Raw genomic sequence first — 11,858 nt, 5'->3', positions numbered from 1 at the left:
ACTTCGAACTAATCAATTGCTTACAATGTAAGGCATGCAAACTTACATTCGTAATGCCACATTTGGCAGTATTTCAATCCTAGCCTCATTTGCCCTGATAGGCCTTGCAAATGCTGCCTATGCTCAAAATGTAAGCTCATCCGAGCCTAAGTTAGCTGTTGTCTTGAATTCTGGTGAGGCTACCGTCAGTCTGATTGATATGCCCACCCGCAAAGTGATTAAGACAGTACCGGTTGGAAAAGAGCCGCATCACTTGATGATGACTCCAGATCAAAAGACTTTGCTAATTGCCAATGCAGCTGGCAATGATGTTGTGCTAATGAATCCCACCACTGGTGAGTTAACTGGCAGGATGCCGGACATCATTGATCCGTACCAAATCGGTTATTCGCCAAATCATAAGTGGTTTGTTGCAAACGGTAATCGTTTGGATAGGGTGGATGTCTATCTCGTGCAGGGTGCAGATCTCAAGTTGGCCAAAACAATCAAGCTTGGCAAGACACCAAGTCATGTCGCATTCACGGCAGATAGCAAGATCGCTTTTATTACTTTGCAAGACTCGAATGAACTTGCGGCAATTGATCTGGATACCCAGACTGTCATGTGGAAAATCACCACAGGTAAGGTGCCAGCAGGAGTCTGGATGACACCTGGTGATCAATACCTACTCATTGGCATTACTGGGGAGGACTATGTCCAAGTGATTGATTGGAAAACCCGTAAAGAGGTAAAGCGAATCTTTACTGGAAAAGGCGCTCACAACTTCCGTCCCTTAGGTGATAAAAAGCATGTGTTTGTAAGTAATCGTATTGCGTCAAGCATCAGCATGATTAATATGCAGACCTTAGAAAAGATGGGTGATATCACTGGGCTACCAGCAGGTCCTGATGATATGGAAATTACGCCTGACGGAAAAACAATGTGGGTCACTCTCCGCTTTTCTAAAAAGGTTGGGGTGATTGATATTCCTTCAATGAAATTAGTCTCAGTAATTCCTGTTGGTAGATCCCCTCATGGCGTTTTCTTTACGCCGCGTGCCAACTGGGAATAGCCCAGTAGATGTATTTGAATGCGACCCTCGTTAGACTGACGGCATGCATTATTTTGGCCGCATGCTCTGCGCTGGGTATTGCACAAGAGGTGAATTGTAAAAAAACGGTTTACCTGACTTTTGATACCGGTAATATGTCTGTAGCGCAAACAATCGCCGACATTTTGAATCGTCAAAATGTGAAAGCTACCTTTTTTCTAGCGAATGAAAAAACTAGCCGTGGTGATTTTTCTTTAGACGACTCTTGGAAATCGTATTGGCAAGATCGCGTTCGTGAAGGCCATCACTTTGGTAGTCATACCTATGACCATTTGTACTTTGTGAAGGACGGCCCTAGCGGAGAGATCTTTGCAAAGCCACAATTTGGACCAAAGGCTGGAGTGGCCACACTGTACAACGAAGCAGCTTATTGCCGAGAAATCCGCCGAGTAGATGAGCGCTTTAAAGAGTTAACTGGTACCAGTATTCAGAAAATTTGGCGTGCCCCTGGCGGGAAAACATCACCCCGTTCAATCAGGATGGGAGATCAATGCTCTTACCAGCATATTGGCTGGAATGCCGCGGGCTTTTTGGGTGATGAGCTGAGCTCACAGACGCACCCCAACAAAGTGCTTTTGGATAAGGCTAGTAGCCAGCTCCAGGATGGAGATATTGCTATGGCCCATCTGGGTATTTGGTCGCGCAAGGATCCCTGGGCTCCAGCAGTATTAGAGCAGCTGATATTGAATTTGAAGGCTCGGGGGTTTTGTTTTGCAACCCTGCCAAAACGGGATAAATAAGTGACAATTGAGTTTATGGATTCAAACCCTCTTTCAGCTGCCATCGCTTCAGCCTACGCTAGCGTTCAAGAATTCTTGTTCACCTATGTTGCTGGGCCAATTTTGTATCAATTTGACCTGATGTCGATGGCTGAGGATGTGTTTGATGGTATCGACTGGTTTTTATTTGGGTGCATTCAGATTTTCTTGATTGCTGTCATTCTCAGAGTCTGGGAGAGATTTTCCCCGGCAGAGATACAAGAGCGGTTTGCAAAGAACTCCAAGGCAGATATTTTTTACACCTTGTTTCATCGCCTAGGCATTTTTCATGGCCTGATTTTTATTACCTTATCTGGATTTTTCTTTCAGATTGATTCGGTCTTGCATGATTTTCGTTTTGGCAGGCTGAATGTCGAATCCTGGTGGCCGTCAGTGACATCGATACCCTTGGTGAGTTTTTGTATCTACTTTATATTGCTCGATTTTGTGGAGTATTTATATCACCGGGCTTCCCATGTTTTTAATTGGTGGTGGAAACTGCATGCCTTGCATCATAGTCAAACAGTGATGACTGCTTGGTCTGATGATCGCAATCACATTGTCGATGACATCATGCATGCGTTTGTGTTTTCCCTTTTTGCTCTTTTATTTGGAGTATCACCTGCCCAATTTATTGTATTGGTGGTATTGAGCCAACTCATTCAGAGCTGGCAACATGCTAATTTAAAGATTGATCTTGGACCTTTAAAATATGTATTGATTTCTCCAGTGTATCACCGGCTACATCACGCGGTAGGTTATGGTCACGAGGCCAAAGGTAAGCCAGGCGTATTGGGTGGGTGCAACTTTGGTGTCTTATTTCCTTGGTGGGACATGATCTTCAATACGGCAATCTTTTCAAAAGAGGTTCATCCTACTGGAGTCAGAGATTTGGTTTTGTCGCCCAATGTATTGCAGCACCAGTGGCAGACTCTCATGCACTCGATTCGAGAAATCTTTCCTAAAGCAAAATAGAAGTTAGTAGTTCACACAGCAGCAATGGAAATATATGAATAGCATGCAGCAAGTTTTTAAGTCTTTTGGCTTGGCTTTGGTTGGTGCGATGCATCCCAAAATGCTGTGGCTTAGTCTGCGACCATTTTTAATGGTCTCGGTCTTGTGGGGCCTCTTAATTTGGCTGACTTGGACGCCAGCATTGGAGATGCTGAGTACTTTTCTGACGGCATCCATATTTACTAGCTGGATTGCGGATGGTTTAATCTGGGCCGGGTTTGAGGGTGCACGTGCATGGATTGCACCGCTCTTCTTTGTGATGTTGCTGATTCCTTTAATCGCCATTAGCTTATTGGTTTTCATCGCTTTGACCACCGTGCCAACCATCGTCAAGGTGGTCGCGCGCCAATATGCTTATAAAGATATTGCTAAGAAAAAAGGCGGCGGTCTGTTGGGTAGTTTTGCTTATACCCTTTGGTCTGCTTTGATCTGTTTGGCGCTAGTGATGCTCACTTTGCCGGTGTGGTGGATTCCGCCACTAGTTGCTGTTTTGCCGCCATTGCTCTGGGGCTGGCTGACCATGCGCTTGATGTCTTACGATGTATTAGCGCTGCATGCTACTGCAGAAGAGCGCGATATCCTTTTGCATCAACACCGTTGGCCACTATTGGCTATGGGAGTTATTTCTGGGATGTTGGGAGCCGTACCTACCTTTTTCTGGGCAACCTCTGTTTTAGCTCTTGTCTTATTTCCCATAGTCAGCTTTATTGCGCTCTGGATCTATTCTTTAATCTTTGTCTTCGCTGCGCTCTGGTTTACACATTATTTGCTTGAGGCTTTAAAGGAATTACGTAGTAATGAGTCAGATCGATCTTTAAATCTTGAAGCGCGTGTGATTGATACGGAGTTGCCTAGCCATGGTTGAGGTCTTAAAAAATCCGAGTCTCGAGGACTCTGAAGTGAATACTCGTCGTTTCGGTTTAATTGTGATTGGTGATGAAATTCTGTCTGGTCGTCGTCAAGATAAACATCTAAGTAAATTGATTGAGCTTTTAAATGAGCGCGGCCTTAGCTTATCTTGGGCTAAATATGTTGCAGATGATCCCGAGCAAATTACCGCCACCTTGAAAGATAGCTTCGCAAGTGGTGATGTGGTTTTTAGTACTGGCGGTATCGGAGCTACGCCTGACGACCACACGAGACAATGTGCCGCTTTAGCTTTGGGCACACAAACGCAATTACATGCGACTGCACAAGAGCTTATTGCAGGACGGATTCGGATCATGGCAGAGGGTGATCCTACAAAGGCGGATCTGAGTACTGCGGAAAATCAGCATCGCTTTAAGATGGGGGAGTTTCCGATTGGAAGCGACATCATCCCTAATCCCTATAACCAGATCCCGGGTTTTTCTATTCGCGAGCACTATTTTGTTCCTGGCTTTCCTGTCATGGCTGCACCCATGATGGCCTGGTGCTTGGATACCTACTATCAGAATTTATTTCATCGTGAAAATTGGGCAGAGCAAAGTTTTATTGTCCCAAAAGGGATTGAGTCCGTCTTAACGCCCCTAATGGAGCGCATCGAGGCTTCTTATCCAGGCGTAAAGGTCTTTAGCCTCCCGTCAGTTGGCGACTCCTCTAGAGGCGGTGTCTATGCCGAGCGGCATATTGAATTGGGTATCAAGGGCAATGCCAGTCTCCTAGATGATGCCTGGATTGCCTTGCGAACAGGCACTGAGGCCTTGGGTTATGCAATTCATGAAATTGCAAAATCTGATTAAGCACTAGTTTGGTGCAAATAGAGCTATTTATAGGGTTTTGAGAGGCTTTTCAGCACTTAATTAGTGCAATAATGACTGTTCCCGTTTGTTTGCTTCAGTAAATTAGATACATCCCAAGGGCATATTTGATGCCTGGAATAAACAAGGGTGTACACCTTAGGTTTGTATTCCGAATTCAGTTAATAGAGGAGATTTGCATGACGAAGACCGTCGCTGATGTGATGAAGTTGGTTAAAGAGAAAGAATGTACTTTCGTTGATTTCCGCTTTGTAGATACAAAGGGTAAAGAGCAACACACAACAGTACCTATTTCCCATTTTGACGAAGACAAGTTTGAGAGCGGTCATGCGTTTGACGGTTCATCTATTGCTGGTTGGAAAGGTATTGAAGCCTCTGATATGTTGTTGATGCCAGATCCAACAGCTTGCTACATCGACCCATTCTATGAAGAGCCAACATTGGTGATCACATGCGATGTGATCGAGCCTTCAGATGGCAAAGGTTACGACCGCGACCCACGTTCGATTGCGAAGCGTGCTGAGTCCTATTTGAAGAGCACTGGTTTAGGCGATACAGCCTTCTTTGGTCCAGAGCCAGAATTCTTTATTTTTGATGGCGTCCGTTGGGGTGCTGACATGCAAGGTTGTTTCGTTAAGGTAGATTCTGAAGAAGCTCCATGGTCTTCAGCTGCTGAAATCGAAGGTGGCAACACTGGACATCGTCCAGGTAAAAAGGGTGGTTACTTCCCAGTTGCTCCAGTAGATACATTTCATGACATGCGTTCTGAAATGTGTTTGATCCTCGAATCTTTAGGTATTCCGGTTGAAGTGCATCACCATGAAGTGGCTGGTCAAGGCCAAAATGAATTAGGCACTAGATTTAGCACATTGGTTCAACGTGCTGACTGGACTATCTGGCAGAAATATGTTGTTCAAAACGTTGCTCACGCATACGGCAAGACAGCTACATTTATGCCAAAGCCTATCGTTGGTGACAACGGTTCTGGTATGCACGTTCACCAATCTATTTGGAAGAACGGCGAGAACTTGTTTGCTGGTAACGGCTATGCAGGTTTGTCAGAGTTCGCATTGTTCTACATCGGCGGCATCATTAAGCACGCTAAAGCATTGAATGCGATCACCAACCCAGGTACAAACTCATACAAGCGTTTAGTTCCAGGCTTTGAGGCTCCAGTGAAGTTAGCTTACTCTGCGCGTAACCGTTCTGCTTCGATTCGTATTCCACACGTTTCAAGTCCTAAGGGTCGCCGCATCGAAACTCGCTTCCCTGATCCATTGGCTAACCCATACCTCTGCTTCTCAGCATTGATGATGGCTGGTCTAGATGGTGTTCAGAACAAGATTCATCCAGGTGAAGCTGCTGACAAGAATTTGTATGACTTGCCACCAGAAGAAGATGCAAAGATCCCAACCGTTTGTGCAAGCTTGGAAGAGGCATTGGAAGCTTTGAACAAAGACCGTGAGTTCTTAACTCGTGGCGGTGTCTTTACAGACTCTATGATCGACGCATATATCGCTTTGAAGATGGAAGATGTCACACGTTTCCGTATGACGACTCATCCTATCGAATTCGATATGTACTACTCCCTGTAAGCGAAGGAGAAATGTTGAGCGCAGGTCTGTTGCGCAATTCGTTCAAAGGGGCAGCTTCGGCTGCTCCTTTTTTTCCGACATTGCTTGATCAGATGCCCAATGCCGTCGTGGTATTTGAGGCTGATAACCAACAATTGGTTTATGTGAATCCGGCGGCAGAGTCTGCGTTGGATCTTTCTCGTAAATCACTTGAGGGTCAATCTGTGCGTGAATTATTTGGATCCAATGAAGCCCTCAATCACATGATTGAAGAAGTCAAGGCGGGGCACTTTTCTGCAAAACGACAGGAAATGATGTTGCATTCTTTGCCTGGTAGCATTCATCAAGAATCTATTCCTGCACATGTGGTGGTAGCTAGCCTTGAAGACCCAACACTCATCATGATGGAGTGGTTCCCAATAGATCAGCAGTTGCGTAGTGAGCGTGATGAGCGTGTAACACAGCAAGTTGAAGCAAATAAACAGTTAATGCGTAACTTAGCGCATGAAATCAAAAATCCTTTGGGTGGTATTCGTGGTGCTGCCCAATTGCTCGAGTTCGAGCTGCCAGAAAAGGGCTTGCGCGAATATACCCAAGTCATCATTAAAGAATCTGATCGTCTACAGAACTTAGTTGATCGATTGCTTGCACCGCATCGCAAAGCGCATGCTATGGAGTCATTTAATGTTCACGAAGCGCTAGAGCGAGTTCGCAGCCTTGTATTAGCTGAGTTTCCTAAAGGGCTCAGAATCATTCGTAACTATGACACCAGTCTTCCTGATGTTTTGGGTGATCGCGAACAGTTGATTCAAGCCGTCTTAAATATTGCCCACAATGCAGCCCAAGCGCTTACTGCAGAAATTGCTCAAGGCACAGCCCAAATTGAATTGAAGACAAGAGTAGCGCGGTCAGTGACTATTTCTAAACAACGCTACAAGATGGCAATGGATTTACATGTGATTGATAACGGACCTGGTATCCCAGAAGATATTCGCGAGCGCATTTTCTTTCCCCTGGTATCCGGTAGAGATGGTGGCAGTGGTCTTGGTCTCACCTTGGCCCAAACTTTTGTGCAGCAACATCAAGGTTTTATTGCTTGTAACAGCCGTCCTGGACGGACTGATTTCCAGATTCAAATTCCTTACCGTAGGCAGGAGAAAGTATTATGAAACCCGTTTGGATCGTGGATGATGATCAATCTATTCGTTGGGTCTTAGAAAAGGCGCTTTCTCGCGAAAATATTCCTCATAAGAGTTTTTCTAATCCTAATGATGTACTGGATGCGCTAGAAAAAGATGCTCCGCAGGTATTGATATCAGATATTCGTATGCCACGTGGCAATGGTTTAGATCTTTTGCAGAATGTAAAAGAAACCCATCCACTGTTGCCGGTCATCATCATGACTGCTTATTCTGATTTAGACTCCGCAGTCTCGTCCTTTCAAGGTGGCGCATTTGAATATCTAACAAAGCCATTTGATATTGATAAAGCGGTTGAGTTAATTCGTCGTGCTATGGAGCAGAGTGAGCGCAACCAATCTGGCAATAAAGAGATGAATGGTTGGAGACAAGATTCCACTGAAATGATTGGCCAAGCTCCGGCAGTGCAGGAAGTCTTTAGGGCGATCGGACGTCTAGCTCAGTCTCATTCAACAGTATTAATTACAGGTGAATCTGGTACTGGTAAAGAGTTAGTAGCGCAAGCGTTGCATAAGCATAGTCCCCGCGCGAAAGGTCCATTTGTTTCCTTTAGTGCTGCAGCAGTTCCCAAGGATTTATTGGAGTCTGAGTTGTTTGGCCACGAGCGCGGTGCTTTTCCTGGAGCCTTGACTTTACGTCGTGGTCGTTTTGAGCAGGCGGATGGCGGCACTTTATTCTTAGATGAGATTGGCGATATTCCATTCGACCTACAAACACGTTTGTTGCGCGCGCTAACTGATGGTCATTTTTATCGTGTTGGCGGTCAAGATCCGATTAAAGCAAATGTACGCATCATTGCATCGACTCACCAAAACTTAGAGGCCAGAGTAGCTGCTGGCGTTTTCCGAGAAGATTTATTACACCGCTTAAATGTCATTCGTTTGCGCATGCCAGCATTACGTGAGCGCGCAGAGGATATTCCTGTTTTAGCGCGGCATTTTATGTTGTCCTGTGCAAAGTCTTTAGGTGTTGAAGCTAAAAATCTTTCTGACGACGTTTTAAAAGAAATAAGTGCTATGCCATTTCCTGGCAATGTACGTCAATTAGAAAATCTCTGTCACTGGTTGACGGTAATGACGCCATCCAATGTCATTGGAGTCAGTGATTTGCCAGCTGATATTCTGGCAGAAGCCAGTGAGCAGCCAGTTCCGCTACAGGGCGAGTCTAGCTCTAATGTGCAGCAGCTTGCAGCTAGAACTAGCTCTGTCGATTGGGAGGGTGGTTTAGCGCGCCTTGCAGTCAAAATGTTGCAGGATGGAGATTCAGAAGTGTATGACGTGTTGTGCTCTAAATTTGAAAAGGCGGTACTGCAAGCTGCACTAGAGGTAACTCGTGGCAGACGTGTAGAAGCAGCTCAACGACTGGGCATCGGTCGTAATACCATTACTCGGAAATTGCAGGAGCTAGGAATTAATGACTGATTCAATCAGAATAGCTGCCTGGAATGTGAACTCCTTGAAGGTGCGTTTACCGCAGGTGCTCAAGTGGTTGCAGGATCAAGAGCGAGCAAAAACACCTATTGATGCGCTTTGCCTTCAGGAGCTCAAGTTAACTGATGATAAGTACCCGCATCAAGAGCTTGAAGAGGCGGGATATATCAGCATTGCTGCTGGGCAAAAAACCTATAACGGTGTGGCTATTATTGCTCGCAAAGCTGCCTTAGCGCCTATTGCTACTGATCATGACACTACTTTTCTAAAGCCAGTGAGAAATATTCCGGCTCATGTAGATGAACAACAGCGCATCTTAGCTGCCACAGTGTGCTTTAAGGGAATGCAGCCTATCCGCCTGGTATCAGCCTATTTCCCTAATGGGCAATCACCCGATAGCGTTAAGTTTATTTATAAACTAGGCTGGCTCAAAGCGCTAGAAAATTGGTTAAGAGAGGAATTAACTCAGAATAGTCGCTTAGCCCTTTTGGGTGACTTCAATATTGCACCCAGTGATATTGACGTACATGATCCCTCGAAATGGATCGGGCAAAACCTAGTTTCTCCAGAAGAACGTAAAGCTTTCCAACAACTACTGGAATTAGGCTTGACAGATTCTTTCCGCATGTTTGAGCAAGCGCCCAAATCTTTTAGCTGGTGGGATTACCGCATGATGGGCTTCCGAAGAAACGCTGGTATGCGTATCGACCATATTCTTCTAAGTGATGCGCTAAAAGAAAAGTGCAACTCAAGCATTATCGATAAAGAGCCTCGTACTTGGGAGCAGCCTTCGGATCATGCCCCCGTCATTGCAGAAATTAAAGCTTAGATCCTTATCTTTACTGAGTCACTAACTAAGTTACTAACTAAGTCACTAAGCCGCCGTGACGAAGTAAGGCATCGATGCTGGGCTCGCGACCTCTGAATGCCTTAAATGATTCGGCAGCAGGGCGGCTACCACCCACCTCCAGAATTTCTTGGCGATAGCGTATACCCGTTTTTTCATCAAGGACGCTGCCGGTCAGTTTGGCAGCTTCTTCAAAAGCAGAATAGACATCAGCAGAGAGTACTTCCGCCCATTTATAACTGTAATAACCAGCAGCATAGCCCCCAGCAAAAATATGACTAAAGGTATTTATCCAGCGTGAGATGGATGCCTGCGGTATGACATTAAATTGATCTGCAATATTTCTAGACAGATCGAGCACATCTTGAGCTTGGGAGTTTTTCGGATCAAAGCTGGCATGAAGACGCCAATCAGTCAGTGACATTACAACCTGTCGCAAAGTCATATAGCCATTCTGAAAATTCTTAGCAGCCAGTATTTTTTCAAATAATTCACGCGGCAGTGGTTTGCCAGTTTCAGCATGTGCTGTCATTTTTTCTAAAACCTCCCATTCCCAGCAGAAGTTTTCCATGAACTGGCTTGGTAACTCTACGGCATCCCATTCAACACCATTGATGCCAGATACGCCTAATGCGCTGACTTGCGTTAAGAGGTGGTGTAGGCCATGACCACTTTCATGAAAGAGTGTGATCACATCATCATGAGTGATTGTCGGTTGGCGCAATACACCATTGACTTTGACCGGAGGTGCAAAGTTACAGACCAGATACGCTACTGGTATCTGGATCTCTCCATTAGATAATTCAAGGCGACCGCGCGCATCATCCATCCAAGCTCCGCCACGTTTGCCTGATCTAGCATAGGGGTCTAAGTAAAAATAGGCCACTATATTATTTGCAGTATTTTTGACTGAGAAGGACTGCACATCTGCATGCCAAGTTGGCAGATTAGCCTTTTCAATCTTCACCCCAAATAAAGTTTGAATGACGCTAAATAGGCCCTCCAACACTTTAGGTAAAGGGAAGTATTGTTTCAACTCATTTTCAGAAAAGGAGTAGCGCTCTTGCTTCAATCTTTCGGAGGCGTAGGCAACATCCCAAGGCTCTAATCCATTGGCAATAGATAGTTCAGTCTTGGCAAAGTCAGAAAGTTCTTGCCAATCCTTTAATGCAAAAGGTTTTGCTTTTTGAGCAAAATTCGTTAAGAAGGTATCGACTTCCTCAACGGTACTTGCCATTTTAGGCGCCAAACTCAGGGCGGCATAGTTTTTAAACCCCAGCATGCGCGCTTCTTCATCGCGTAGATTTAATTGCTCAAGCATGTTTTGCGTATTATCCCAATCAAGTTTGCCTTGAGAGTATTGCGGGGCTAGTTCAGAAGCTCGAGTTACGTAGGCCTCATACATTTGGCGACGTAGTGCCCGGTTCTCGGAGTACTGCATTACCGGGTAATAAGAAGGGAAGTGCAATGAAAATGCCCAACCCTGAAGATTCTTTTGCTGGGCAAGATCGGCTGCAGCAGCAATAGCATCTTCAGGTAAGCCAGCCAAATTGGCATCATCAGTAATGAGATGAATAAATCCATCAGTGGCATCTAATACATGATCGGAAAAGGCCTTGCCTAATAATGCTTGCTCATCTTGAATTGCTGCAAAACGGGGCTTATCGGCATCACTCAGCTCTGAACCACCAAGGCGGAACTCTCTTAATGAGTTTTCAATCACTTTTTTCTGTGCAGAATTGAGTTTCGAAAAGTTACTATCTTGACTCAGGGCTTTAAACTTTTCATACAGTGCAAGATTTTGTCCCAAGCTTGAAAAGAAGGCGGTCACCTTGGGCATCATCTCGCCATAAGCAGCGCGTAGCTCAGGCGTATCTCCGACGCTATTTAAGTGAGAAACAACACCCCATGAGCGACTTAGGGATTCAGTTGCGTCCTCAAGGGGTTCGAGCAAATCATTCCAGTTTGCAGGGGTGCTTGCGTCTACTGCATGATCCACTGCATATTGCGCCCGCTGCAAAAGGAAATCGATTGCCGGCGCAATGTCGGATGGCTTTACCTCAGAGTAGGCGCAAATACCTCTTCCGAATGCAATCAGTGGATTTTTTAGAAGTTCGGTAGAAGGCTTTGATGTGATTGATGTAGTCATCCCCATAGCTTAATGGACGACAGAAACTTTTGCTAATTAGGCCCTAAAAAAGGTCTCA

10 protein-coding genes are annotated in these 11,858 nt (G+C 45.3%); 9 read left to right on the top strand and 1 reads right to left on the bottom strand.

What is annotated here, in order from left to right; translation table 11 throughout:
• Positions 1 to 34: 34 nt before the first annotated feature.
• From FD977_RS06060 to xth, 9 genes are all read left to right on the top strand, one after another.
• Positions 35 to 1,051 (top strand): cytochrome D1 domain-containing protein, encoded by a 1,017-nt coding sequence (locus FD977_RS06060; RefSeq protein WP_215304214.1) that lies wholly within the window; start codon positions 35 to 37, stop codon positions 1,049 to 1,051.
• A gap of 8 nt (positions 1,052 to 1,059) precedes the next feature.
• Positions 1,060 to 1,830 carry a polysaccharide deacetylase family protein gene (locus FD977_RS06055; RefSeq protein ID WP_215304213.1) on the top strand — a complete coding sequence of 257 codons (771 nt, stop codon included), beginning with the start codon at positions 1,060 to 1,062 and terminating at the stop codon, positions 1,828 to 1,830.
• A 15-nt stretch (positions 1,831 to 1,845) separates the two neighbouring features.
• Entirely contained in the window at positions 1,846 to 2,823 is a 978-nt protein-coding gene (locus FD977_RS06050) for a sterol desaturase family protein (RefSeq protein WP_215304212.1), read from the top strand.
• Positions 2,824 to 2,866: 43 nt separating this feature from the next.
• On the top strand, positions 2,867 to 3,727 hold the full coding sequence (locus FD977_RS06045; RefSeq protein ID WP_251369436.1) for an EI24 domain-containing protein: 861 nt from the start codon (positions 2,867 to 2,869) through the stop codon (positions 3,725 to 3,727).
• Entirely contained in the window at positions 3,720 to 4,583 is an 864-nt protein-coding gene (locus FD977_RS06040; RefSeq protein ID WP_215304210.1) for a molybdopterin-binding protein, read from the top strand. The genes FD977_RS06045 and FD977_RS06040 overlap by 8 nt, the downstream gene beginning before the upstream one ends.
• Before the next feature lie 197 nt (positions 4,584 to 4,780).
• Positions 4,781 to 6,196, top strand: a complete 1,416-nt coding sequence (gene glnA, locus FD977_RS06035) for a type I glutamate--ammonia ligase (protein WP_215304209.1) — start codon at positions 4,781 to 4,783, stop codon at positions 6,194 to 6,196.
• A gap of 11 nt (positions 6,197 to 6,207) precedes the next feature.
• Positions 6,208 to 7,344 (top strand): nitrogen regulation protein NR(II), encoded by a 1,137-nt coding sequence (gene glnL, locus FD977_RS06030; RefSeq protein WP_215304208.1) that lies wholly within the window; start codon positions 6,208 to 6,210, stop codon positions 7,342 to 7,344.
• Complete coding sequence (gene ntrC / locus FD977_RS06025) at positions 7,341 to 8,795, top strand: nitrogen regulation protein NR(I) (RefSeq protein ID WP_215304207.1); 1,455 nt, start codon at positions 7,341 to 7,343, stop codon at positions 8,793 to 8,795. Before glnL ends, ntrC begins: the two co-directional genes overlap by 4 nt.
• Entirely contained in the window at positions 8,788 to 9,633 is an 846-nt protein-coding gene (gene xth / locus FD977_RS06020; protein WP_215304206.1) for an exodeoxyribonuclease III, read from the top strand. Before ntrC ends, xth begins: the two co-directional genes overlap by 8 nt.
• A gap of 37 nt (positions 9,634 to 9,670) precedes the next feature.
• Here the strand turns inward: xth and FD977_RS06015 are convergent, their stop codons facing one another.
• A complete protein-coding gene (locus FD977_RS06015) occupies positions 9,671 to 11,800 on the bottom strand; it encodes a M3 family metallopeptidase (protein WP_215304205.1) in 2,130 nt (709 codons plus the stop codon).
• Positions 11,801 to 11,858 lie beyond the last annotated feature (58 nt).

The sequence above is a fragment of the Polynucleobacter sp. AP-Elch-400A-B2 genome, from assembly GCF_018688355.1.
Classification (GTDB): domain Bacteria; phylum Pseudomonadota; class Gammaproteobacteria; order Burkholderiales; family Burkholderiaceae; genus Polynucleobacter.
The sequence above is the reverse complement of the archived record's forward strand: the minus strand, read 5'-3'. Positions and strand labels throughout refer to the sequence as shown.

Excerpts from the sequence above, each read along its gene's own strand:
- FD977_RS06060 (WP_215304214.1), top strand. The coding sequence starts at position 35 with ATGCAAACTTACATTCGTAATGCCACATTTGGCAGTATTTCAATCCTA.
- FD977_RS06055 (WP_215304213.1), top strand. The coding sequence starts at position 1,060 with ATGTATTTGAATGCGACCCTCGTTAGACTGACGGCATGCATTATTTTG.
- FD977_RS06050 (WP_215304212.1), top strand. The coding sequence starts at position 1,846 with ATGGATTCAAACCCTCTTTCAGCTGCCATCGCTTCAGCCTACGCTAGC.
- FD977_RS06045 (WP_251369436.1), top strand. The coding sequence starts at position 2,867 with ATGCAGCAAGTTTTTAAGTCTTTTGGCTTGGCTTTGGTTGGTGCGATG.
- FD977_RS06040 (WP_215304210.1), top strand. The coding sequence starts at position 3,720 with ATGGTTGAGGTCTTAAAAAATCCGAGTCTCGAGGACTCTGAAGTGAAT.
- glnA (WP_215304209.1), top strand. The coding sequence starts at position 4,781 with ATGACGAAGACCGTCGCTGATGTGATGAAGTTGGTTAAAGAGAAAGAA.
- glnL (WP_215304208.1), top strand. The coding sequence starts at position 6,208 with ATGTTGAGCGCAGGTCTGTTGCGCAATTCGTTCAAAGGGGCAGCTTCG.
- ntrC (WP_215304207.1), top strand. The coding sequence starts at position 7,341 with ATGAAACCCGTTTGGATCGTGGATGATGATCAATCTATTCGTTGGGTC.
- xth (WP_215304206.1), top strand. The coding sequence starts at position 8,788 with ATGACTGATTCAATCAGAATAGCTGCCTGGAATGTGAACTCCTTGAAG.
- FD977_RS06015 (WP_215304205.1), bottom strand. The coding sequence starts at position 11,800 with ATGACTACATCAATCACATCAAAGCCTTCTACCGAACTTCTAAAAAAT.